This is a genomic window from Sphaerotilus sp., assembly GCF_034519685.1.
In the GTDB taxonomy this organism is placed as follows: domain Bacteria; phylum Pseudomonadota; class Gammaproteobacteria; order Burkholderiales; family Burkholderiaceae_C; genus Sphaerotilus.
The window spans coordinates 754768-778987 of sequence record NZ_JAXHOF010000003.1; the positions used below are offsets into that span (position 1 = coordinate 754768).

Annotated in this window: 19 protein-coding genes and 9 tRNA genes; all 28 read right to left on the reverse strand. The window is 66.8% G+C overall.

Annotated features, from left to right (window positions below; all coding sequences use genetic code 11):
- Positions 1 to 192 precede the first annotated feature (192 nt).
- A tRNA-Asp gene (locus U5O44_RS07070) sits at positions 193 to 269 on the reverse strand.
- A gap of 35 nt (positions 270 to 304) precedes the next feature.
- Positions 305 to 380 (reverse strand) — tRNA-Glu (locus U5O44_RS07075).
- Positions 381 to 403: 23 nt separating this feature from the next.
- Positions 404 to 480: transfer RNA gene (locus U5O44_RS07080), tRNA-Asp, on the reverse strand.
- Between the two features lie 25 nt (positions 481 to 505).
- A tRNA-Glu gene (locus U5O44_RS07085) sits at positions 506 to 581 on the reverse strand.
- A gap of 29 nt (positions 582 to 610) precedes the next feature.
- Positions 611 to 686, reverse strand: a tRNA-Ala gene (locus U5O44_RS07090).
- Between the two features lie 21 nt (positions 687 to 707).
- A tRNA-Asp gene (locus U5O44_RS07095) sits at positions 708 to 784 on the reverse strand.
- 16 nt (positions 785 to 800) lie between these two features.
- Positions 801 to 876 (reverse strand) — tRNA-Glu (locus U5O44_RS07100).
- Positions 877 to 911: 35 nt separating this feature from the next.
- Positions 912 to 987: transfer RNA gene (locus U5O44_RS07105), tRNA-Ala, on the reverse strand.
- A gap of 74 nt (positions 988 to 1061) precedes the next feature.
- Positions 1062 to 2456, reverse strand: coding sequence for a glutamate--tRNA ligase (gene gltX / locus U5O44_RS07110; RefSeq protein ID WP_322587755.1), 1395 nt, complete (start codon positions 2454 to 2456; stop codon positions 1062 to 1064).
- 12 nt (positions 2457 to 2468) lie between these two features.
- Complete coding sequence (locus U5O44_RS07115) at positions 2469 to 3692, reverse strand: O-succinylhomoserine sulfhydrylase (protein ID WP_322587756.1); 1224 nt, start codon at positions 3690 to 3692, stop codon at positions 2469 to 2471.
- 2 nt (positions 3693 to 3694) lie between these two features.
- Positions 3695 to 5221: an amidophosphoribosyltransferase gene (gene purF / locus U5O44_RS07120; protein ID WP_322587757.1), complete on the reverse strand. Its 1527-nt coding sequence runs from the start codon at positions 5219 to 5221 to the stop codon at positions 3695 to 3697.
- A gap of 111 nt (positions 5222 to 5332) precedes the next feature.
- A complete protein-coding gene (locus tag U5O44_RS07125; protein ID WP_322587758.1) occupies positions 5333 to 5863 on the reverse strand; it encodes a CvpA family protein in 531 nt (176 codons plus the stop codon).
- Positions 5864 to 5872: 9 nt separating this feature from the next.
- Positions 5873 to 6913, reverse strand: a complete 1041-nt coding sequence (locus U5O44_RS07130; RefSeq protein WP_322587759.1) for an SPOR domain-containing protein — start codon at positions 6911 to 6913, stop codon at positions 5873 to 5875.
- Positions 6914 to 6966: 53 nt separating this feature from the next.
- A complete protein-coding gene (gene folC / locus U5O44_RS07135; protein ID WP_416222159.1) occupies positions 6967 to 8289 on the reverse strand; it encodes a bifunctional tetrahydrofolate synthase/dihydrofolate synthase in 1323 nt (440 codons plus the stop codon).
- 68 nt (positions 8290 to 8357) lie between these two features.
- Positions 8358 to 9230 carry an acetyl-CoA carboxylase, carboxyltransferase subunit beta gene (accD, locus tag U5O44_RS07140; protein ID WP_322587761.1) on the reverse strand — a complete coding sequence of 291 codons (873 nt, stop codon included), beginning with the start codon at positions 9228 to 9230 and terminating at the stop codon, positions 8358 to 8360.
- Positions 9227 to 10063: a tryptophan synthase subunit alpha gene (trpA, locus tag U5O44_RS07145; RefSeq protein ID WP_322587762.1), complete on the reverse strand. Its 837-nt coding sequence runs from the start codon at positions 10061 to 10063 to the stop codon at positions 9227 to 9229. The genes accD and trpA overlap by 4 nt, the downstream gene beginning before the upstream one ends.
- A complete protein-coding gene (trpB, locus tag U5O44_RS07150) occupies positions 10060 to 11328 on the reverse strand; it encodes a tryptophan synthase subunit beta (protein ID WP_322587763.1) in 1269 nt (422 codons plus the stop codon). The genes trpA and trpB overlap by 4 nt, the downstream gene beginning before the upstream one ends.
- Positions 11329 to 11363: 35 nt before the next feature.
- Entirely contained in the window at positions 11364 to 12050 is a 687-nt protein-coding gene (locus tag U5O44_RS07155) for a phosphoribosylanthranilate isomerase (protein ID WP_322587764.1), read from the reverse strand.
- Positions 12051 to 12120: 70 nt separating this feature from the next.
- Positions 12121 to 12918, reverse strand: a complete 798-nt coding sequence (truA, locus tag U5O44_RS07160) for a tRNA pseudouridine(38-40) synthase TruA (RefSeq protein WP_322587765.1) — start codon at positions 12916 to 12918, stop codon at positions 12121 to 12123.
- A gap of 37 nt (positions 12919 to 12955) precedes the next feature.
- Positions 12956 to 15598, reverse strand: coding sequence for a motility hub landmark protein FimV (locus U5O44_RS07165; RefSeq protein WP_473964708.1), 2643 nt, complete (start codon positions 15596 to 15598; stop codon positions 12956 to 12958).
- Between the two features lie 266 nt (positions 15599 to 15864).
- Positions 15865 to 16992 carry an aspartate-semialdehyde dehydrogenase gene (gene asd, locus U5O44_RS07170; protein WP_322587767.1) on the reverse strand — a complete coding sequence of 376 codons (1128 nt, stop codon included), beginning with the start codon at positions 16990 to 16992 and terminating at the stop codon, positions 15865 to 15867.
- 85 nt (positions 16993 to 17077) lie between these two features.
- Entirely contained in the window at positions 17078 to 18175 is a 1098-nt protein-coding gene (gene leuB / locus U5O44_RS07175) for a 3-isopropylmalate dehydrogenase (protein ID WP_322588482.1), read from the reverse strand.
- Between the two features lie 39 nt (positions 18176 to 18214).
- Positions 18215 to 18865: a 3-isopropylmalate dehydratase small subunit gene (gene leuD, locus U5O44_RS07180; protein ID WP_322587768.1), complete on the reverse strand. Its 651-nt coding sequence runs from the start codon at positions 18863 to 18865 to the stop codon at positions 18215 to 18217.
- A gap of 33 nt (positions 18866 to 18898) precedes the next feature.
- Entirely contained in the window at positions 18899 to 20323 is a 1425-nt protein-coding gene (gene leuC, locus U5O44_RS07185; RefSeq protein WP_322587769.1) for a 3-isopropylmalate dehydratase large subunit, read from the reverse strand.
- Positions 20320 to 21222 carry a LysR family transcriptional regulator gene (locus tag U5O44_RS07190; RefSeq protein ID WP_322587770.1) on the reverse strand — a complete coding sequence of 301 codons (903 nt, stop codon included), beginning with the start codon at positions 21220 to 21222 and terminating at the stop codon, positions 20320 to 20322. The genes leuC and U5O44_RS07190 overlap by 4 nt, the downstream gene beginning before the upstream one ends.
- A 187-nt stretch (positions 21223 to 21409) precedes the next feature.
- Positions 21410 to 21500: transfer RNA gene (locus U5O44_RS07195), tRNA-Ser, on the reverse strand.
- A 66-nt stretch (positions 21501 to 21566) separates the two neighbouring features.
- Positions 21567 to 22826 carry an aspartate kinase gene (locus U5O44_RS07200; protein WP_322587771.1) on the reverse strand — a complete coding sequence of 420 codons (1260 nt, stop codon included), beginning with the start codon at positions 22824 to 22826 and terminating at the stop codon, positions 21567 to 21569.
- 39 nt (positions 22827 to 22865) lie between these two features.
- A complete protein-coding gene (gene tilS, locus U5O44_RS07205; protein WP_322587772.1) occupies positions 22866 to 24209 on the reverse strand; it encodes a tRNA lysidine(34) synthetase TilS in 1344 nt (447 codons plus the stop codon).
- Positions 24210 to 24220: the final 11 nt, after the last annotated feature.

The following is a 24220-nucleotide window of genomic DNA, read 5'->3' on the forward strand; positions in this document are numbered from 1 at the left end:
ATCAAGTTGGGCGGAGAAAACTTGCGAAAATCTGGCCACAGATGCGCATTCGCCGTCGTCTTTGCGCTGTTCGACTTCAAGAAGTCTCACAGAATCCAACTCACAACCGGGGGTCGAGACGGGGATCGGGCAACAAAAAAGCCGCCTCGCGGCGGCTTTCTCTTTTAAAATCAACAACTTACGAGAAGTTATTGGCGGAGTGGACGGGACTCGAACCCGCGACCCCCGGCGTGACAGGCCGGTATTCTAACCAACTGAACTACCACTCCGCAGTGGCAAAGCGCTTGTGAACGCTTCTGAAACTTGGCGACTCCTAGGGGATTCGAACCCCTGTAACGACCGTGAAAGGGTCGTGTCCTAGGCCTCTAGACGAAGGAGTCAGCAACAAAAATGTCTTGCGACTTGGCGGAGTGGACGGGACTCGAACCCGCGACCCCCGGCGTGACAGGCCGGTATTCTAACCAACTGAACTACCACTCCGCAGTGGCCAAACACTTCTGAAACCTGGCGACTCCTAGGGGATTCGAACCCCTGTAACGACCGTGAAAGGGTCGTGTCCTAGGCCTCTAGACGAAGGAGTCAATTGACTGACGACTGACAACTTGAAATTTGGTGGAGGTAAGCGGGATCGAACCGCTGACCTCTTGCATGCCATGCAAGCGCTCTCCCAGCTGAGCTATACCCCCAAATACATCTTGCGCAACTTGTGGCGGAGTGGACGGGACTCGAACCCGCGACCCCCGGCGTGACAGGCCGGTATTCTAACCAACTGAACTACCACTCCGCAGTGGCACAAAACTTGGCGACTCCTAGGGGATTCGAACCCCTGTAACGACCGTGAAAGGGTCGTGTCCTAGGCCTCTAGACGAAGGAGTCTTCAAACTTTTCCGATGAACCGCGAAGCGCTGTGATGGTGGAGGTAAGCGGGATCGAACCGCTGACCTCTTGCATGCCATGCAAGCGCTCTCCCAGCTGAGCTATACCCCCTTCAGGAAACAATCGACTTGTTTCTTAAATCAGGCGCTTCGTTGTTCAAGCGAGAACGAGATTATGGGATGAATTCAAACGCCTTGCAAGCGTTTGAGCACAGTATTTTTATCGAACAGCGCCAGCACCGCATCGATCGACGGTGTCTGGGCACGCCCGCACACCAGCACACGCAGCGGAATCGCCAGTTGCGGCATCTTCACCTTCAGCTCGCCGATGGTGTTCTTGATGGCCTGGTTGATCGAGGGCGCATCCCAACCTGGCAGTTCTGCCAGACGATCCCGCAGCGCAACCAGGGCAGGACGCGACACCGCATTCAGGTGCTGCGCCAGATCCGCTTCGCTCGGCTGCACATCGACGAAGTAGACCGACAGCCAGTCCGCCAGCTCGACCGTCGTGCTGCAGCGGTCCTTGAACAGCGCGCACATGGCCACCAGTCGTTCGTCGGCGGGCACGCTCAGGCCACGGCTGGCAAACTGCGCCGCCACCAGCCCCGCCAGCACCGCGTTGTCGCACACCTTCATGTGCTGCGCATTCACCCAGCGCAGCTTGGCTTCGTCGAACTGCGCGGCGCTGCGACCCAGGTGGTCGAGGTTGAACCAGGCCACCAGTTGCTCGCGGCTGAACACCTCGTCGTCCCCATGGCTCCAGCCCAGCCGCGCCAGGTAGTTCACCACGCCATCAGCCAGATAGCCTTCGTCGCGGTACTGGGTCACAGGCTTGGCACCGTGGCGCTTGCTCATCTTCTCGCCCTGCTCGTTCAGCACGGTGGGCAGGTGGGCATAGACCGGCGGCTCGACGCCCAGCGCGCGGAAGACGTGGATCTGCCGCGGCGTGTTGTTGACGTGGTCATCGCCGCGGATCACGTGGGTGATGCGCATGTCGATGTCGTCCACCACGACGCAGAAGTTGTAGGTCGGCGTGCCATCTGGCCGCGCGATGACCAGATCATCCAGCTCATCGTTGCTGATCTCGATGCGGCCCTTGACCTTGTCTTCCCAGACCACCGAGCCGCCCTTGGGCGTCTTGAAGCGCAGCACCGGCCTCACACCCTCCGGCACCGGCGGCAGCACCTTGCCCTCTTCCGGCCGCCAGGTGCCGTCGTAGCGCGGCTTTTCCTTGTTCGCCATCTGCCGCTCGCGCAGCGCGTCCAGTTCGGCCATCGACATGTAGCAGGGATAGACCCAGCCCTGCTCCACCAGCTGCGCCAGCACCGCCTTGTAGCGGTCCATGCGCTGCATCTGGTAGAACGGGCCTTCGTCGTGGTCCAGGCCAAGCCACTGCATGCCCTCGATGATCACGTCGACCGCCGCCTGCGACGAACGCTCGACGTCGGTGTCCTCGATGCGCAGCACGAAGACACCGCCGGTGGCGCGCGCCCAGGCCCACGGGTAGAGGGCCGAGCGGATGTTGCCGAGGTGGATGAAACCCGTGGGTGACGGGGCAAAGCGGGTGCGTACTTGACTCATGGTGTGCTCAGATCAGTGACCGACCAGTGACAGGCCACGCTGCAGGTCGTCGGTGATGTCGTCGACATGCTCCAGACCGACCGCCAGACGGACCAGGCCCTGGCCGATGCCCGCCGCTTGGCGCTGAACCTCGGTCAGGCGGCCGTGCGAGGTGGTGGCCGGGTGCGTGATGATGGTCTTGGTGTCGCCCAGATTAGTGGCAATGCTCAGCACGCGGGTGCTGTCGATGACCTGGAACGCCGCGGCACGCGCCGCCTCCGGCGTATCCGCCCGGACATCGAAGGACACCACGGCGCCCCCCAAGCCCGACTGCTGCGCCATCGCCAGTGCGTGCTGCGGGTGCGAAGCCAGACCGGGGTAATACACCCGCGCCACCGCCGGGTGCTGCTCCAGCCAGCGGGCCACCGCCAGCGTGGACTCGCTCTGCGCCTTCATGCGCAGGTTCAGCGTTTCCATGCCCTTGAGCACGACCCAGGCGTTGAACGGCGCCAGCGTCATGCCAGCGGCGCGCATCGTCGCACCGAACACGTCCACGATGAGTCGGTTGGCGCCGCACAGCGCGCCCGCCATCACGCGGCCCTGGCCGTCGAGGTACTTGGTGGCGGCGTGCATCACCAGATCGGCACCCAGCGCCAGCGGTCGCTGCAGCGCCGGCGTGCAGAAGGTGTTGTCCACCGTCAGCAGCGCGCCCGCCTCATGCGCCAGATCGGCCAGCGCCCGGATGTCACAGACCTCGGTCAGCGGATTGGTCGGCGTCTCGGCGAACAGCAGCTTCGTCGTCGGACGGATCGCGGCACGCCACTCGGCGATGTCGGTCTGTGAGACAAAACTGGTCTCGACGCCGAACTTGCCGAACTCCTTGGCGAACAGGCCGATGGTCGAGCCGAACACCGAGCGCGAGCACACCACATGGTCACCCGCCCTGAGCAGGCCCATGATGAGCAGCAGGATGGCGCTCATGCCGGTGGCGGTGGCAATCGCCCCTTCGGCCCCTTCCATCGCGGCCAGCCGCATCTCCAGGCTGCGCACCGTCGGATTGCTGGTGCGCGCGTAGGTGAAGTCCTCCATGTTCGCGAAGCGGCGCGCCGAGGTCGCGGCGTCGGGCTGCACGAAAGTACTGGTCAGGAACAGCGCCTCGGAGTTCTCGCCGTGCTGGCTCGGCGGCAGCGCGGTGCGCACCGCCAGCGTCTCGGGCCTCAGCCCTTCCGGCAGGCTGCGGTCGTCACGCACACCCATGGTCAATCCCCCCGGTTCGGCAGGGCCAGGCGGGAACGGTCGGCTGCCGCGCCCTCCTCTTCCTGCGGCTGGCTGGCACGCTGGGTCTTCATCGCCTCGAAATCGGCCGGGCTCACGTCGCCGGTGATGTAGTGGCCGTCGAAGCACGACGCCTCCAGCCCCGCCAGCGACGGGTTCAGCGACGACACCGCGCGCTTCATCGCGTCCACGTCCTGGTAGATCAGCGCATCGCAGCCGATGTAGTCGCGGATCTCGTCCATCGTGCGGCCATGGGCGATCAGCTCGGCCGAGGTCGGCATGTCGATGCCGTAGACGTTCGGGTAGCGCACCGGCGGCGCGGCCGAGGCCATGTAGACCTTGTTCGCGCCGGCCTCGCGGGCCATCTGCACGATCTCGCGGCTGGTGGTGCCGCGCACGATCGAGTCGTCGACCAGCAGCACGTTGCGGCCCTTGAACTCCATGCCGATGGCGTTGAGCTTCTGGCGCACGCTCTTCTTGCGGGTGGCCTGCCCCGGCATGATGAAGGTGCGGCCGACGTAGCGGTTCTTGACGAAGCCTTCGCGGTAGGGCTTGCCCAGACGCTGCGCGAGCTGCATCGCCGAGGGCCGGCTCGACTCGGGAATCGGGATCACCACGTCGATGTCGGACGGCGGCATCGTGCTGATGACGCGCTGCGCCAGCGTCTCGCCCATGTTGAGCCGGGCGTGGTAGACCGAGATGCCGTCGATGACCGAATCGGGACGGGCCAGGTACACGTACTCGAAGACGCAGGGATTCAGGGACGGCGACACCGCGCACTGCCGGCTGTGCAGTTCGCCGTCGAGCGTGATGAACAGCGCTTCGCCCGGCGCCACGTCGCGCACGAACTGGTAGCCATTGCCTTCCAGGGCGACGGATTCGCTGGCCACCATCCATTCGGCGCCACCGCCAGGGGCCTCGACCGTGCCGAGACAGAGCGGACGGATGCCGTTCGGATCGCGGAAAGCCACCAGCCCGTAGCCGGCGATCAGCGCCACGACGGCGTAGGAGCCCTTGACGCGGCGGTGCACCGCGCTGACCGCCTTGAACACCTCCACGGACGTGAGCGGCAAGTCCTGCGCCGCCGCCTGCAGCTCGTGGGCCAGGATGTTGATCAGCACCTCGGTGTCGCTCTCGGTGTTGAGGTGGCGGCGGTCGATGTCGATCAGCTCGTTCTTCAGCGCATGGGCGTTGGTGAGGTTGCCGTTGTGGACCAGCACCACGCCGAACGGCGCGTTGACGTAGAACGGCTGCGCCTCTTCCTCGCTATAGGCGTTGCCGGCGGTCGGGTAGCGCACCTGGCCGAGGCCGAGCGTGCCGGGCAGTGCCCGCATGTTGCGGGTGCGGAACACGTCCCGCACCATGCCACGGGCCTTGTGCATGAAAAATTTCGTGCCCACGGCCGTGACGATGCCGGCGGCATCCTGACCACGGTGCTGCAGCAGCAGCAAGGCGTCATAGATCAGCTGGTTCACGGGGGACCTGGAAATCACACCGACGATGCCACACATCGCTCACTCCATCTTTTCAAGAAATTCCCAACGGGCACCGGGCCGGACGACGCGGTGTCCTCGTACTTCGTGTTCGTGTTGCGTGTTCGTGCTTCAGGTCACCGCCACAGCTCAGCCGGATGCCGAGGCCGCCGGCTCGGGCGGCATGACCGAGCGCGGGCGCCAATCCCCCGGCAGCCACGGCGCGAGCACCGCCTGCGCCACCGTCAACCAGCGCACTCCGTCCGACAGCTGCCAGGACGGCTGACGTGCCATCGGCGTCAGGCCCAGCATCATCACCGCCACCAGCAGGATGAGCCCGCCGCGCAGCGCACCGAACACCGCGCCCAGCAAGCGGTCGACAGGCGCCAGCGGGGTCGCGTGGATCACCTGCTGCAGCAGCCAGGTCAGGACGCGCCATGCCAGCAAGGTCGCCACGAACGTGATCACCAGCCCCGACAGGCGGGCGATCTGTCCACCCGGCTCGCCGATGTGCAGTGCCGCGGCCACGTCCAGCGCCCAGGCCTGCGACAGCAGCCACGCCACAACCCAGCCTGCCAGCGACATCACTTCACTCACCAGCCCGCGCAAGGTGCCCGCGACCACCGACAAGGCCAGCACCGCCAGCATCGTCAGGTCGATCCAACCGAGGTCACCGAGCACGTGTCACCTTCAGAGCGGCAGCACCGCAGCGTTGAACCCGGCCGCCTTGAGCCGCGCGGCAGCCCGCACCGCCTCTTCCTTGGAATTGAACGGCCCCAGCCGCACCCGTGTGCGGGCCGCACCAGAAGCGGTCACGACGCGCTGTTCGTGCGAGTCCAGTCCCAGCTTGTCGATGCGCCGGCCCAGGTCTCGGGCGGCCGAGGCGTCGGCGAAGGAACCTGCCTGGATCACATAGCGACCGGCCTTGTCGCCGTCGCTGCCCGGCTTGGTGGCTCTGGCCTCCTTGGCATCCTTAGCCGCCTTCGCCTCCTTGGCCGCCTTCGCCTCTCTGGCGTCTTTCGCGTCTTTCGCGGCCTTGGCCTTGCGCACGGCCGCGGCCGCATCACGCGCTTCCTGGGCCTCGCGAGCGGCCTTGGCTTCCCGGGCTTTCTTCGCCAGACGTTCCTGCCGGGCCTTTTCCGCTTCGCGGGCTTGCTCCGCTGCACGGGCTTCACGGACCTTGTCCGCCTTCAGCTTTTCTGCCCTGATCCGCTCGGCCTGGGCCTGGGCCTGGGCCTGGGCCTTTTCAGCGCGCAGCCTGTCCGCCTCCACCTCTGCCTTGGTCTCGGTGATGATGGTGTCCTCGACCTGGGGCTTCTTGCCTGTCCCCGGGAGCATGCCGACCACCGCCGCAGTCCCGGCCGCCGCGGCCGTCGCGGCGACCACCGCAGTGCTGGAGGCGCCCAGAGACGGCGGGGCCAGCTCGACAGGGCCTTGACGCACCAGCGCCGCAGACCCCGCCGCCGCAGGGGAATGGGCCGAGACCGTGGTCGTGCCATCCTCGGTGGTCATGCGGACCTTGAAGCTCTGCGCGACGGGACGCGGGGGCTGGTCGAACAAGGTCGGCAAACCGACCACTGCGCCGCTGACCAGCACCGCCGCGCCGATCAGACGCCGACGCGCACGGGTGCGCAGGGCCTCGACGTTGGCAGGATCCTGGGGCGGCGGCGTGCGCTTGCGGGTCTCGGGAACCGGCGTTTTCTTGCGCTGGAGAAAAGAGAACAAACCCATCTGTTTCAGCCATCAGGCCGCGTTGCTCGGGGAGTGGTGAAGCCGGGGGCGTGTCAGCCGACGTGTGCGGCGCCCAGACGTGGCAGCCCGTGTTGCAAGACACCGCCGACGGTCAGGAAGGATCCGAAGACCACGATTCTATCAGTGGGGTCTGCACCCTTGAGCGCAGCCCCCAGCGCTTGCTGCGGATCGGTGCTGCACTGCACCACGGCGGCCGGCAGCGGCGCAGCGCCCGTCGGACGTGCTGCACGGCTTTGTTCGAGCACCTGACGCAGCCCGTCGGCGGTGGCAGCCCGCGCGGTCGGCAGGTCACAGAGGTGCCAGACGTCGACCAGCGGCAGCAAGGGGCCAACCAGTCCGGCGAGATCCTTGTCGGCCATGGCCCCGAGCACGGCATGGGTGCGCGGGAAATAGCCCATCTGGTCCAGGTTCTGGGCCAGCACCGCAGCAGCATGCGGGTTATGCGCGACGTCCAGCACCAGCGTCGGCTGGCCGGGCACCACCTGGAAGCGCCCAGGCAGTTCGACCAGCGCCAGCCCGTTGCGCACCGCCTGCGCTGGCACCGACAGTCTCGGGCGCATGGCATCCAGCGCCGCCAGCACGCCCGAAGCATTGAGCAGCTGGTTCGCCCCGCGCAGCGCCGGATAGGCCATCGCGTTGTAGCGGCGCCCGCGCCCGCTCCAGTTCCACTGCTGGCGGTCCCCGGCGTAGTTGAAATCGCGACCGAACAGCCACAGGTCAGCGCCCAGCGCCTCGGCGTGTGCGACCACGCTGCGCGGCGGCACCGGGTCGGACACGATCACCGGCCGACCGGGGCGCATGATGCCCGCCTTCTCGCGGCCGATGGATTCACGGTCCGGACCGAGGTAGTCCATGTGGTCCAGATCGACGCTGGTGATGATGGCGCAGTCGGCATCGACGATGTTGACAGCGTCCAGCCGCCCGCCCAGACCGACTTCGAGGATCACCACGTCCAGCGGCTGTGCGGCCATGCAATGCAGGATGGCCAGCGTCGTGAACTCGAAATAGGTCAGCGATTCGCCCTGGCGTGCCGCTTCGACTGCGGCGAAGTGCGGCAGCAGCACCTCGGCCCGGACCACGTCGCCGTTGAGTCGCAGCCGTTCCTCGAAGTGCACGAGGTGCGGCGAGCCGTAGACCGCGGTGCGGTAGCCGCCCTGCTGCAGGATGGCTTCGAGCATCGCGCAGGTCGAGCCCTTGCCGTTGGTGCCAGCCACCGTGAAGACCGGCACGTCGAACTGCAGTCCGAGGCGTTCACGCACACGCTGCACCCGGTCGAGACCGAGTTCGATGGTCACGGGATGCAGGCGCTCGCAGTGGGCGAGCCAGTCGGACAGGGTCTGGGGCATGGTGGACAGGGGATTCTCGAAAAACCGAAGGGGCGTCTCGCGACGCCCCTGTGTGGCATGGCGGCCGTCTCCTGGCGTCAGGACACCGCGTCCGCGCTCTGCCGCTGCAGCATGGCCAGCAGGCGGGCGACGGTCTGGCGCAGCTCGCGGCGGTCCACGATCATGTCCAGCGCGCCCTTCTCGATCAGGAACTCCGAGCGCTGGAAGCCCTCGGGCAGCTTCTCGCGCACGGTGTTCTCGATCACGCGCGGGCCGGCGAAGCCGATCAGCGCCTTGGGCTCGGCAATGACCACGTCGCCCACGAACGCGAAGCCCGCCGACACGCCGCCCATCGTCGGGTCGGTCAGCACGCTGATGTAGGGCAGCTTCGCCTTGCCGAGGCGGGTCAGCGCGGCATTGGTCTTGGCCATCTGCATCAGCGACAGCAGACCTTCCTGCATGCGTGCGCCACCCGTGGCGGTGAAGCAGACGAACGGCACCTTCTGCTCGATCGCCGTCTCGACCCCGCGCACGAAGCGCTCGCCGACCACCGAGCCCATCGAGCCGCCCATGAAATCGAACTCGAAGGCCGCGGCGACCAGCGGAATGCTCATCACCGAGCCGCCCATGCACACCAGCGCGTCGGTCTCGCCGGTGGACTCCATCGCCTCTTTCAGGCGCTCGGGGTACTTCTTGCTGTCCTTGAACTTCAGCGCATCGACCGGCAGGACTTCCTGGCCGATCTCGTAGCGGCCTTCATCATCGAGGAAGCCGTTCAGGCGGGCGCGGGCGTCGATGCGGTGGTGGTGGCCGCACTTGGGACAGACGTTGAGATTGCCCTCCAGGTCGGTCTTGTAGAGCACCGTCTCGCACGACGCGCACTTGACCCACAGGCCCTCGGGCACCGTGCGGCGTTCGCTGGGTTTGGTCTGCTGGATCTTCGGGGGCAGCAGCTTGTCGAGCCAACTCATGCGCGTTCTCCTGGGGTTGTTCCTGGGGAGGGTTGGAGCGTGTCCAATGCCGCACGGATCTCGCGGAGGAAACCGGAAGCGACCGGCACCACCCGCTCGCGCGGTTCGTTTTCAATCAGCTGGATGATACGGGAACCGATCACGACCGCGTCCGAAACCCGCGCCACCGCCACGGCGGTCGCAGCGTCCCGGATGCCGAAGCCGACGCCCACCGGCACGTTCACCTGCGCCCGGATGCGCGGCACCATGCGCGCCACCGCGTCGGTGTCGAGGTGACCGGCGCCGGTCACGCCCTTGAGCGAGACGTAGTAGACATAGCCGGTGGCGATGCGGCCGACCTCGGCCATGCGCTGGTCGGTCGAAGTGGGCGCGAGCAGGAAGATCGCGTCCATGTCCGCCGCGCGCAGCCGGGCGGCGAAGGCCTCGCACTCCTGCGGCGGATAGTCCACGACGAGCACGCCGTCCACCCCTGCCCGCTTCGCGTCGTCAACGAAGCGGTCTGGGCCGTAGCACTCGACCGGGTTGGCGTAGCCCATCAGCACGACTGGCGTCGTCGCATCCGTCTCGCGGAAGGCGCGCACCATCTCCAGCACATGCGCCGTGCTGATGTGCCTGAGCAGCGCACGCTCGCTGGCGCGCTGGATCACCGGGCCATCGGCCATCGGGTCCGAAAACGGCACACCGAGTTCGATCACGTCGGCGCCGGCGGCGACCATGCCGTGCATCAGCTCGACGGTCACGTCCGCATACGGGTCACCGGCGGTGACGTACGGAATCAGCGCCTTGCGGCCCTGCGCGGCCAGGCGGGCGAAGGTGGTCTGGATGCGGCTCACAGCGCACCTCCCTTGACGCTCTGCCCGCGGCACGACGGGCGGCAGTAGAAATCGGCGCCCGACAGGTCGGCGACGGTGCCGATGTCCTTGTCGCCGCGGCCGGACAGGTTGACCAGGATGTGCTGATCCGGCCGCATCGTCTTCGCCAGCTTCATCGCGTAGGCGACCGCGTGGCTCGACTCCAGCGCCGGGATGATGCCCTCGGTGCGGCAGAGGTAGTGAAAGGCCTCCAGCGCCTCCTTGTCGGTGATGCCGACGTACTCGGCGCGGCCGATGTCCTTCAGGTAGGCATGCTCCGGGCCGACACCGGGGTAGTCCAGACCGGCGGACACGGAGTGCGTCTCGGTGATCTGGCCGTTGGCGTCCTGCAGGATGTAGGTGCGGTTGCCGTGCAGCACGCCGGGCTTGCCGAGCTGCAGCGAGGCCGAGTGCTTCAGCGTGTCCAGGCCCTCACCCGCCGCCTCGACGCCGATCAGGCGCGTGCCCTCGAACGGGATGTACGGATGGAAGATGCCCATCGCGTTGCTGCCACCGCCCACGCAGGCGATCACGGCGTCTGGCTGACGGCCTGCAGGGCCGCCGAGTTCCGCGATCATCTCGGGCATCTGCGTCAGGCACTCGGTGCCGATCACGCTCTGGAAGTCGCGCACCATGGCCGGGTACGGGTGCGGACCCGCGACCGTGCCGATGATGTAGAAGGTGTTCTCGACGTTGGTGACCCAGTCGCGCATCGCTTCGTTCAGCGCATCCTTCAGCGTCTTGCTGCCCGACTCGACCGGCACCACCTTGGCGCCGAGCAGGTGCATGCGGTAGACGTTCGGGCTCTGGCGCTTGACGTCCTCGGAGCCCATGTAGACCACGCACTCCATGCCGTAGCGCGCGCAGATCGTCGCGGTGGCCACGCCGTGCTGACCCGCCCCGGTCTCGGCGATCACACGCGGCTTGCCCATGCGCTTGGCCAGCAGCGCCTGGCCGATGGTGTTGTTGACCTTGTGCGCGCCGGTGTGGTTCAAGTCTTCGCGCTTGAGGTAGATCTGCGCGCCACCCATTTCGCGGCTCATGCGGTCGGCGTGGTAGACCGGGCTGGGGCGGCCGACAAAATGCTTCAGCTCGCGCCGAAATTCGGCGATGAACTGCGGGTCGTGGCGGTAATGCTCATAGGCGCCGCGCAGCTCATCCAGCGCGTGGCTGAGGGTTTCAGCGACAAAACTGCCGCCGTAGACCCCGAAATGCCCGCGGGCATCGGGTTGGTCGTATGCAAACATGGTGACTCTCGGGAGATTCTGAAGAATCAGGTTCTTCAATATCCGCTGTCGGCGTCTGCCCGTCGGGCATCGGCTTCGCGGACGGCTTCGCAGAACTGGTGCATCAGCGCGGCGTCCTTGACGCCCTTGCCGATTTCAACGCCGGAACTCACATCCACGGCACAAGGCCGCACGCGAAGCACGCCATCGGTCACGTTGGCAGCATTCAACCCACCAGACAAAACGACCGGACGGTGTACGCCTGACGGAATGAGCGACCAATCGAAAACCTTTCCACCTCCGCCATACCCCTCGACGTGGGCGTCGAGCAGGATGGCCTGGGCACTGGAGTAAGACTGTGCAAAGTCTAACAAATCGAAGCCGGGCACCATGCGCGCGGCGCGCAGATAGGGGCGTGCCGGGGCTTCGCACTGGGCGAGTGTTTCATCTCCGTGGAACTGCAGCAGCAGTGTCGGGATGGCTGCGCAGGCTTCGGCGATCTGCGCCGGCTCGGCGTTGACGAACAGCCCGACCGGCGTCACGAACGGCGGCAGGCGCCGCGCCAGTTGCACCGCGCGGTCCAGCGACACATGCCGCGGACTGCGGGCGTAGAACACCAGGCCGATGGCATCGGCACCCGCCGCCACCGCCTCATCGACATCCCGCTCCCGGGTCAGGCCACAGATCTTGATGCGGGTACGGGCGGCAGACGCCACCAGCGACAGGTCATTCGAAGCGCTCATCAGGCGTCACCAGCGAAAGGGAAATGGAACATCGCACGCGGCGGCCAAGCCAACCAGCGGCGCGCAGCGTTCAGCGCGAACTGCCGCCGGGCAACCAGTCGAAGCCGGCCGTGCGGGTCGGCAGACCGTGGTGCGCATCGTAGCGGGGCCCGAGGAAATAAAGTCCGTCAGGGGCAAAAGTGGGCGCTGCACGCTCCCGGCTGCGCGAGGCGAGCACCTCGGCCACCCAGTCGCTCGGGCGGGTGCCGGTGCCCACGGCGATCAGACAGCCCATGAGGTTGCGGATCATGTGGTGCAGAAACGCCACTGCCTCGAAATCGAAGCGCCAGTAGGCGCCGTGGCGCTCGATGGTGATCTCGCGCATCAGCTTGACCGGCGACAGCGCCTGGCAGTCGGCGGATCGGAACGCGGAAAAATCGTGCTCACCGATCAGGTGTGCGGCAGCGCGGCGCATGGCCTCGCCGTCCAGCGGGCGGAAGGTCCAGCCCACCGAGCCGCGGTCAATCGAGGGTTTGACGGGAGACTCGACCACGATGTAGGCGTAGCGCCGGCCTCGGGCGAGATTGCGTGCATGAAAATCGTCCGCCACCGGCACGCACCACTGGACCGCGATGTCGCCCGGAAGATAGCGGTTGGTGCCACGGACCCAGGAGAACGGGTCGCGGCCGCGGTCGGTGTCGAAATGGACGACCTGGTTGAGGCCGTGGACACCCGTGTCGGTGCGGCCAGCGCACACGGTATGTATGGGCGCCACCGCGAACTGGGTGAGCGCCTTTTCCAGATGGTCCTGAACCGTGCAACCGTCGGGCTGGCTTTGCCAGCCGTGGTAGGCGGTGCCGCGGTAGGTGATGCCTAGCGCGAGGCGCAAGGCGAATCACCCACCCGAACCATCGCCCGCCAGCGCATCACGCCAGCTTGTCCAGCATGGCCTGCGCCTTGGCACGCAGGTCACCGTCGGACTTCTCGACCACTTCCTGCAGCATGTCGCGTGCCGATTCGGCGTCGCCGAAGTCCAGGAACTCCTTGGCCAGCTCGATCTTGCGCGCCAGCGGATCACTGTCTTCGCCATCACCCAGAATCGGGAAGGCATCGACTCCGCCGGGCGATGTCGTGGGCTGCAGGTCGAAATCGAGCGACAGCCCATCCATGTCGATCTTCTGCAGATCGCCGGCTTCGGTGATCGGCTCGCTGATCTCGGGCAGATCATGCAGTTCGAAGTCCAGACTGCTATGCCCGAAGTCACTGGCAGCAGCCGAAGTCGAGGCCCCCGCCGCGACCGCCCCGCCCACAGCCGCACCCGCGGCCGCGCCACCAGCAAGGCCCTGCTTGAGCGTACCGAATGGACTCGACACCGGGGGCAGAGAATCCATCGGACCCGGCACCGAAATGTCCAGGTCGATGGAAGCCGAGCTACCCGACGGCGTATCCGCACCCAGGTCGAAGTCCGGGATCGCGCTGTTCTCGAAACGGGACGGAGACGGCACGACCGACTGCGGCATGGTGCTGGCGCCCAGCATCTCGCCACCACCAGATTCCGCGGCGTACCCCGAATTCGGCTGGCCGCCCTGTTCGTACAGAGGATTTTCCGGGTCGATCGAACGACCCAGTTCCTGCGCCCGGACCCAGTCTTCGCCCTGGCCACCGGTCAGACCGTACAACTCGCCGGCCAGCAACTCGTAGCCCTTGGTATCGCGCCGCTTGGCGTAGACCTCCAGCAGCTTGGTGCGGATGGCGAGGCGCTCCGGATTGGCACGCATCGCTTCCTTGAGGATTTCCTCGGCCTGCAGGTCGCGCCCATAGGCCAGATAGACGTCAGCTTCGGCGACGGGATCGACGTCACCGATGGCATCGATCTGGCTGAGCGAGTAGCTCATCGACGAGGGCGTGCCAGCAGCATCGCGGGTATCCACGCGCTGCCCACCGCTCGCACCGAAGAACGAGTCTGGCTGGAGACGGCTCTCCAGGAAGGAGGTGACGCCAGCCTCGTCCTTGCTCTTGCCGCGCAGCCGGTAGTAGCCCAGACCAGCCAGGATGGCCAGGATCAGGCCGGCCCCTGGCAGCAGCAGCGGGTTCTCGGACAGCGAATCGATCAGCGACGGCTCTTCGACCGGCGCAGCATCCATGGGCATGGCCGGGCGTGATGCCGCGGCCATCACGGGCGCAGGAGCACTGGCGGGCACGGGGGCAGGAGCGGAGGCCACGACAGGCAATGGCTCTGCCGCCGAGGCAGGCACCACCACGGCCGGCGTCGAAGCGGGCGCCGACACCACCGGTTTGGCAGGGACCGGAGCGGAGGCCGATGCAGGAGGCTCGGTGGGCTTGTCCGGCGTCTTGCCCGCCACGACCAGTGATCCAGCAGCAGAGGCCGACTTGCCGGTGCCCGTTGCCGCAGCACCCGACGCCGCCTGCAGCTTCTTCAGCTCGTCCAGGTTACGGGCCAGCTCATTGACACGCGAGCTGGCTTCCTTGTCGGCAAGCTGCTTGACCACCGCCTCTTCTGGCGCAGTGGACTGGCCCTTGCCAGCGGTCTTGGGCTTGTCGAGCTGCAAGCGATCCGGCTTGGCAGCACCGGCCGAGCCGCTTTCCACGACCTCGGTGCGGACTTGTCCGCCAGACTTGCGGGCAGGTTCGGCCGCCTTGGTCTGCTCCGGCACGGCGGCGGCCAGACGCTGCCGGTACGCATTGAAGTTCGCGCTCTGCACCTGCACCAGACGGCGGGCCTCCTTGGGATCGATCCCCCCGAGCTTGTCCGCAGACGGCACGTTCAGCACAGCACCCGACCGGAGCCGGTTCATGTTGTTGCCAATGAACGCCTGCGTATTGCCCTGGTACAGGCCGACCAGCATCTGGTCCAGAGAGAAGCCCTCGACCTGCAGCTTGCTGGCGACATTCGACAGGGTGTCGCCTGGCTTGACACGGTATTCCCCCCCGGACGACGCACCACTGCCAGCAGAGCCCTCGGCAGCAGCGGGTGGCGGCGTGGGCGCAACGGGGCGACGGGTGGGCGCCTTGGCCAGCGGCACGGGCTCGGGAGCCTCGGTCAGCACAGGAGGAGACTGCTTGACCGCCTCTGCACGGGCCGCCACCTCGGACGCTGCCTGCTCAGCCTTGCCCGGACGGGCAGGCGCCGCCACGACGGCGGGAGTGGCTGGCGCTGCTGGTGCGCGGGCGACCGACGGCGGATCAAACAGCAGCGTGTATTCGCGCAGCAGGCGGCCGCTGGACCACGACAGCTCCAGGATCACATCGACAAATGGCTCCTGGACGGAGCGATCGCTGCTGATCCTCAGGTACGGCGTACCGTCGGCGCGGCGCTGCAGCGATACAGCCGTGGACGGCAGGACCGCGTTGTAATCGACACCGGCAATGCGGTAGGCATCCGGCGGTGCAACCCGCACGCGCAGGTTGGCGGCTTCGTCTGGCGTGAGGCTGGTGACGTCAATTTCGGCCCGCAGCGATTCGCCCAAGGCAGATTGGACGCTCAAGCGACCGAGACTCAAGGACCATGCTGATGGCGCAGCACCCAGTGCTGCCACCACCGCGACCACGGCCGCGACTTCTCTCAGAGCCAAACGCCCCGTGCGCTTCGTCTGGGTATTCAAGGCGTCTCCCAAGCTGCGAATCGTGGAACCATTCCGTTTTTTCGCACCAGTCAATACGAGCAATAAGCGCTCAAAATGTTCGAAAAGACAATAGCATCAAGCAGATACAAAGACAAGCTCATGCTCTGCCTGACATTCCGAGCATCTCGCACGATTACCAGCATTGAAAATATGCCCGTTGCCACTCGGCAACGGGCATGGTTCAAACCGGATCAGGCATCGAGCAGGATGCGCAGCATGCGACGCAGCGGTTCCGCCGCGCCCCACAGCAGCTGATCACCGATGGTGAACGCACCGACATATTCCGGCCCCATCGCCAGCTTGCGGATGCGCCCGACCGGGATCGTCATCGTACCGGTCACCGCCACCGGCGTCAGGTCACGGACCGTGGCCTCGCGGGTGTTCGGCACCACTTTCACCCACTGGTTGTCGGCCGCGATCATGGCCTCCAGATCGGCCACGGGCACGTCCTTCTTCAGCTTGAAGGTCAGCGCCTGGCTGTGGCAGCGCATCGCGCCGACGCGCACACAGAACCCATCGACCGGGATCGGTGCCGAATCGAAACCCTCGCCCAGACCGAGGATCTTGTTGGTCTCGGCCATGCCCTTCCACTCTTCCTTGGACTGGCCGTTGCCCAGGTCCTTGTCGATCCACGGGATCAGCGAGCCGCCCAGCGGCACGCCGAAGTTCGCGGTTTCGGCCGACGTCAGCGCACGCTGCTTGGCGATCACCTTGCGGTCGATCTCCAGGATCGCGCTCTTCGGATCGTCCAGCAGCGCGCGCACTTCGGCGTTGAGCGTGCCGTACTGCGTCAGCAGCTCGCGCATGTGCTGCGCGCCGCCGCCGGAGGCTGCCTGGTAGGTCTGGGTGCTCATCCACTCGACCAGACCGGCCTTGTAGAGCGCGCCCACGCCCATCAGCATGCAGCTCACCGTGCAGTTGCCGCCGACCCAGTTCTTGCCACCCTTGGCCATCGCATCCTGGATGACCGGCATGTTGACCGGATCCAGGATGATGACGGCGTCACCGTTCATGCGCAGCGTCGAGGCCGCGTCGATCCAGTGGCCGTTCCAGCCCGCCGCGCGCAGCTTGGGGAACACCTCGGAGGTGTAGTCGCCACCCTGCGCCGTGATGATGATCTCGCAGCGCTTGAGCGCGTCGAGGTCATAGGCGTTCTGGAGTTTCGTCTCGTTCTTCGCCATCGCGGGGGCAGCGCCGCCCGCGTTGGACGTCGAGAAGAACAGCGGCTCGATGAGGCCGAAATCGCCCTCGGCCTGCATGCGGTCCATCAGGACGGAGCCGACCATGCCGCGCCATCCGACCAATCCTACGAGTTTCATGTGATGCCCTTTCCGGATATTCGACCTTCCCCGCCGACTCGCATCGCCGGGGTTGAGAGGTCTGGGCGAGACGAGGCGGAGCCGATCAGCTCTTGGTAATGCCTTTAATGCCCTGGGTGACGGCGGCCACGACCGCATCACCCATCTCGCGCGTGCCCACTCGCGTCGTTCCCTCCGACCAGATGTCGGGCGTGCGATAGCCCTCGGCCAGCACAGCGCGGACAGCCGACTCGATGCGGTCGGCGGCCTCGGGCTGTTGGAGTGAATATCGGAGCATCATGGCAGCGGACAGGATTGTAGCCAGTGGATTGGCGACTTCCTTACCGGCGATGTCAGGTGCGCTGCCGTGGCTGGGTTCGTACAGGCCCTGGCCCTTCGCGTTCAGCGACGCGGAGGGCAGCATGCCGATCGAGCCGGTGAGCATCGCGGCCTCGTCCGAGAGGATGTCGCCGAACATGTTGCCGGTGAAGAGCACGTCGAACTTCTTCGGCGCCTTGACGAGCTGCATGGCGGCGTTGTCCACGTACATGTGGTCGAGCGCGACATCCGGATACTCTTTGTGCACCTCGGTCACCACATCCTTCCAGAACTGGAAGGTTTCGAGCACGTTGGCCTTGTCCACGCTCGTCACACGCTTGCTGCGCTTGCGGGCGGCCTGGAAGGCGACGTGGGCGATGCGCTCGATCTCCGGGCGGCTGTAGCGCATCGTGTCGAAGGCTTCCTCGGCGCCGGGGAAGTGGCCATCGGTGGCGATGCGGCGTCCGCGCGGCTGGCCGAAGTAGATGTCGCCGGTCAGCTCACGGATGATCAGGATGTCCAGCCCCGCGATCAGCTCGGGCTTCAGGCTGGACGCGCCGACCAGCTGCTCGTAGCAGATGGCCGGGCGGAAGTTGGCGAACAGGCCCAGGTGCTTGCGCAGACCCAGGATCGCCTGCTCCGGGCGCAGCGAACGCTCCAGCGTGTCGTACTTCCAGTCGCCGACGGCGCCGAACAGGATCGCGTCGGAAGCCTTGGCGAGGTTCAGCGTCGACTCGGGCAACGGGTGGCCGTGGGATTCATAGGCGGCGCCGCCGACCTTGGCCTCTTCCAGCTCCAGGGGCAGGTCGAGCACGTTCAGGACGCGCACCGCTTCAGCGACGATTTCGGTGCCGATGCCGTCACCGGGGAGAACTGCGATTTTCAGGGTCATGGGACAGTCTTTCTTGAAGAGATTCAGCGCGGTTCAGCCCACCAGACGGTGGTTGAGCCACGGCTTGGCGGCCAGGCGCTCGGCCTCGAAGGCGCGGATCTTGTCGGCATGGCGCAGCGTCAGGCCGATGTCGTCGAAGCCGTTGGTCAGGCAGAACTTGCGGAAGGCCTGCACCTCGAACGGGATCTCCTCGCCGTCGGCCTTGATGACCACCTGGCGCGGCAGGTCGATCGTGAGCTGGTAGCCGGGGAAGGCGTGGACCTCGTCGAACAGTTTGGCGATCACGCTCTCGGGCAGCACGATCGGCAGCAGCCCGTTCTTGAAACAGTTGTTGAAGAAGATGTCGGCGAAGCTCGGGGCCAGGATGGCGCGGAAGCCGTATTGGTCGAGCGCCCACGGCGCGTGCTCGCGGCTGGAGCCGCAGCCGAAGTTCTTGCGCGCCAGCAGCACCGAGGCGCCCTGGTAACGCGGCTGGTTCAGCACGAAGTCCGGGTTGGGCTTGCGCACGACGTGTTCCTGGCCGGGCTGGCCCACGTCGAGGTAGCGCCACTCGTCGAACAGGTTGGGGCCAAAGCCGCTGCGCTTGATCGACTTGAGGAACTGCTTGGGGATGATGGCGTCGGTGTCGACGTTGTCGCGGTCCATCGGCGCGACCAGTCCCTTGTGAACGGTGAAGGCTTGCATGGTGGGGTTCCTTGAATCCGGTGAATCCGCCGCTCAGGCGAGGTGGCGCACGTCGACGAAGTGGCCTTCCAGCGCAGCCGCGGCGGCCATCGCCGGGCTGACGAGGTGGGTGCGGCCACCGGCGCCCTGGCGGCCTTCGAAGTTGCGGTTGCTGGTCGAGGCGCAGCGCTCGCCCGGCTCCAGACGGTCGGCGTTCATCGCCAGGCACATCGAGCAGCCCGGCTCGCGCCACTCGAAGCCGGCCGCCTTGAACACCTGGTCCAGCCCTTCACGCTCGGCCTGCGCCTTCACCAGACCCGAGCCCGGCACGACCATCGCCACCTTGATGTTCGCCGCCACCCGCTTGCCGAGCTTGCGCACGACAGCGGCGGCTTCACGCATGTCCTCGATGCGGCTGTTGGTGCAGGAGCCGATGAAGACCTTGTCCACATGCAGGTCGGCCAGCGCCTTGTTCGGCTCCAGGCCCATGTACTTCAACGCACGCTCGATCGCGTCGCGCTTGACCGGGTCGCGTTCCTTGTCGGGATCGGGGACGCGCTGGTCGATCGGCAGCACCATCTCGGGCGAGGTGCCCCAGGTGACCTGCGGGATGATCTGCGCCGCGTCCAGCTCGACCACGGCGTCGAACACCGCGTCCGCGTCCGACTGCAGCGTGGACCAGTAGGCCACCGCCTGCTCCCACTCGACGCCGGTCGGCGTGAACGGGCGGCCCTTGACGTAGGCGATCGTCTTGTCGTCCACGGCGACCAGACCGGCGCGGGCGCCGGCCTCGATCGCCATGTTGCACACCGTCATGCGGCCTTCCATGCTCAGCGCGCGGATGGCCGCGCCGCCGAACTCGATGGTGTAGCCGGTGCCGCCGGCGGTGCCGATCTTGCCGATGATGGCCAGCACGATGTCCTTGGCGCCGCAGCCGAAGGGAATCTGCCCATCCACGCAGACCAGCATGTTCTTCGCCTTCTTGGCCAGCAGCGTCTGCGTGGCCAGCACGTGCTCGACTTCGCTGGTGCCGATGCCGTGCGCCAGCGCGCCGAACGCGCCGTGGGTGGAGGTGTGGCTGTCGCCGCAGACGACGGTCATGCCGGGCAGCGTGGCGCCCTGCTCCGGGCCGATGACGTGGACGATGCCCTGGCGGCCGTCCATGAAGGGGAAATAGGCCGCCGCGCCGACCGCCTTGATGTTGGTGTCGAGCGTGGTGATCTGCTGGCGCGAGATCGGATCCTTGATGCCGTCGTAGCCGAGTTCCCAGCCGGTGGTGGGCGTGTTGTGGTCGGCGGTGGCGACGATGGAGCTGGTGCGCCAGACCGGGCGGTTGGCCAGGCGCAGGCCCTCGAACGCCTGCGGGCTGGTGACTTCATGCACCAGGTGGCGGTCGATGTAGAGCACCGAGGTGCCGTCTTCTTCGGTGTGGACGACGTGCTCGTCCCAGAGCTTGTCGTAGAGGGTGCGTCCGGTCATGGGGGGCTCTCGTTCGTGGGTGGACAAAGGAATTCGACAAAACGGCGCACGACGGCGGGCAGGACTTCCTGCTCGCGCACGCCGACGAGGTATTCGCGCTGCGCCCAGGGCTCGTCCAGCGCGATCCGGTGCAGGCGGAACAGCCGCGCCAGCCGCTCGGCCACCGCCGAAGGCATCAGCGCGATGCCCAGACCGGCCTCGACGAGCTGCGCGATGGCATCGAAGCCGCGCACCTGCATGCGCGTGCGCAGCGCGCGGCCCTGCTCGGTGGCCTGGGCCAGGATCATCTGCTGCAGCGCGGCGCCGGTGTGCTGGCCGACGAAGTCGAAGTCGAGCAGCTCGGCAAAGCGCACAGAAGTCTGCGCGGACAGCCCGTGTCCGTGCGGCGTGATGAGCACCAGCGTGCCTTCGCGGTAACGCCAGGTCTGCAGTCGCGACTCCAGCCGCGGCGGCACGAAGATGCCCACATCGGCCCGCCCCTCCGCCACTGAGCGCTGCAGCTCGGTGCTGGTCTGGTCTTCGAGGCTGATGCGGATCTCGGGGTGGGCGCGGGAAAACGCCGCCAGATCGGGCGGCAGGCACTCGGCGATCGCGGAGGCGTTGGCGACGACACGCAGGTGGCCGCGGATGCCGCGCGAATATTCAGCCACCTCGTCTTCCATCGCGTGCAGCGATGCGTGCAGGCTGCGGATGTGGCGCACCAGCGCGTGGCCGGCGGCGGTCAGCTCGACGCCGCGCGCACGCCGCTCGAACAGCAGCACGCCGAGGCGGGACTCCAGATCGCTCAGCCGCTTGCTCGCCGCCGCCAGCGCCAGGTGCTCACGCTCGGCGCCGCGCGTGATGCTCCGCGTCTCGGCGATCGCGAGGACGAGGTTGAGCGTGACGAGGTCGAAGCGCATGGGGCGCCTATCTTGCCCCAAGCCGACCGGAGCCACGGTCGGCAATCGACGAGTGAGCCTTCGCCCACAGCGAAGGCTCCGGATCCATGCGCATGCCCCACCCCGCACGGCACACGTCGGCGCAGGCACAACGGAAAAAGCCCTGAAACCACAAGCATTCACTTGCAATTTCAGGGCTTACCCGTTCTGGCGGAGACGGAGGGATTCGAACCCTCGATGCACTTTTGGTACATACTCCCTTAGCAGGGGAGCACCTTCGGCCACTCGGTCACGTCTCCGGCGAAGAAGCGAGACTATAGCCTAGTTTCGCTCGATCTGCAAACTGATCGCGTTCGTCGCCGTGGTCAGGCGTCCAGCCCGAACGCCTTGTGCAGCGCGCGCACGGCCAGTTCCATGTACTTCTCGTCGATCACGACCGAGGTCTTGATCTCGCTGGTGGTGATCATCTGGATGTTGATGCTCTCGTCGCTGAGGGCGCGGAACATCGTCGAGGCCACGCCAGCGTGCGAGCGCATGCCGATGCCGACGATCGAGACCTTGCAGATCTTGGTGTCGCCCACCACGGCGGCGGCGCCCAGCGCCGGCACCACTTCGGACTTCAGCAGGTCGAAGGCGCGCTGGTAGTCGTTGCGGTGCACGGTGAACGAGAAGTCGGTCTTGCCCTCGTGCGAGACGTTCTGGATGATCACGTCCACGTCGATGTTGGCCTCGGCCACGCGGCCCAGGATGCCATAGGCGATGCCGGGCTTGTCCGGCACGCCCAACACGGTCAGCTTGGCTTCGTCGCGGTTGAACGCGATGCCCGACACAACGGCTTGTTCCATCTTCTCGTCTTCCTCGAAAGTGATCAGGGTGCCCGACTTGGCCTCTTCCTCGATGGCGATGTCCCACGGGGTGAAGCTCGACAGGACACGCAGCGGCACACGGTACTTGCCGGCAAACTCGACCGAGCGGATCTGCAGGATCTTGGAGCCCAGCGAGGCCATCTCCAGCATCTCCTCGAAGGAGACGGTGGCCAGACGCTTGGCCTCCGGCACGACGCGCGGGTCGGTGGTGTAGACCCCGTCCACGTCGGTGTAGATCAGGCACTCGTCGGCCTTCATCGCCGCGGCCACGGCGACCGCCGAGGTATCAGAACCACCACGGCCGAGCGTGGTGATGTTCATGTCCTCATCGACGCCCTGGAAGCCGGTGATCACGACCACGCGACCAGCGTCCAGATCGGCGCGCACGCGGGCATCGTCGATGCTCTGGATGCGCGCCTTGGTGTAGGCGGAGTCGGTGCGGATGGGCACCTGCCAGCCGGAGTAGCTGACGGCGTCCATGCCTTCGGCCTGCAGGGCCAGTGACAGCAGACCGACCGACACCTGCTCGCCGGTACAGGCGATCATGTCGAGTTCGCGGGTGACGGCATCCGTCTGGACCGCCGGGGACACTTCACGGGCCAGGCCGAGCAGGCGGTTGGTCTCGCCGCTCATGGCGGAGGGCACGACCACCATCTGGTGGCCTGCGCGGGCCCACTTGGCCACGCGCTTGGCGACGTTGCGGATGCGCTCGGGCGAGCCCATCGACGTGCCGCCATACTTGTGAACGATCAAAGCCATGGGGTTGTGGCTCGCTAGGGAGTCGAAAAGCTCACGATTTTAGCCGGTTCCCGGCCCTGCGGAATCCTCGGTGTCGCGTTCACGCCAGTGCAGCGCAAGCTGCGGCTCGCCAGCGGGCGCCAGCACACGGGCATCCAGCCCCAATCCGGGCACGAACACGAGCCGGTCGCCACAGAACAGCAGCGGCCCGCCGCGTGCCTCGGCGGGCACGCCCGCAAGCTGGTACTGCTTCTTGAGCGACCGGGGCGGCGTGCCGGCTGCACGCTGGAACTGCTCGCCGCCTGAACGCGGTCGGGCCGTCAATGCCACCAGACAATCGGGCGCGACACCGCCCTGCGTGACCGGCTCGATGTGCAGGACACCCCCGTAGGCCGGCAGCGCAACATACCGCTCGGCGCGCAGATCCGGCAAGGCCACCGGAACCGCCAGTCCGGCCACCGGCGCCACGGAAGCCCAGCGGAGCACGCCGCGCCACAGGCGCAGCTCACCCCCCCTGGCCATCGGCCAGCGGGCGTCAAGGCATGTCGGCAGTTCCTGCGACAAGCGGTCCAGCCAGCTCGCCCGCGGCGACTCGCCCACCGTGCGCTGCAGCCACAGGTGCAGCAGGTTGCGCAGCCGCGCACCGCCCAGCGCCACCGCCGCAGCAGCGTCCAGGCCATCCTCCACCGCCACCGCACCGAGGTCGATCTCGGCCAGCGCCTGCAGACATTCGGCCGCATCCTGCGCATGGCGGGCAGCGTCGCCCAAGACCTGGGGCGCCTGCGGAAACGCCTGCGTCAGCGCCGGCCACAGCTGCAGGCGCAGGCGGTTGCGGGCATGGCGGGGATCGGCATTGCTGTCGTCCTCGATGTGTCCCAGGCCGTGCTGCCCCACATAGGCATCGATGGCGGCCCGCGGATGGCGCAACCACGGGCGCCGCCAGCAGATGCCGTCGCGCCAGATGGAGGCCGGCATCGACGCCAGCCCGGCCGCCCCGGCGCCACGCAGGGCCTGCAGCAGGAAGGTCTCCGCCTGGTCTTCCCGGTGGTGGGCGAGCAGCACGGTGTCGCAGCCGGTGGTGCGGGCCATGTCCGCCAGTGCACGGTAGCGCCCGCTGCGCGCCAGCGCCTCGATGCTGTCACCGGTCTTCGGCACCAGATCCAGATGGCGTGCGTGGAACTGCAGATCGGCGCCCTGCGCTTGCCACTGCGCGCAGTGTTCGGCGCAGTGCGACAGCCAGTCGTCGGCGTGTCGGCTCAGTCCGTGGTGGACATGGAACGCATGGATCGGGTGTGGCTGGCCGGTGGCATCGGCCAGCGCCTGCGCTGCGCGCCAGGTCGCATGCAACAGGGCCATCGAATCGCGCCCGCCGCTGCAGGCCACAGCCAGCGGGCGGGGCGTCACGGGCAGGTCAG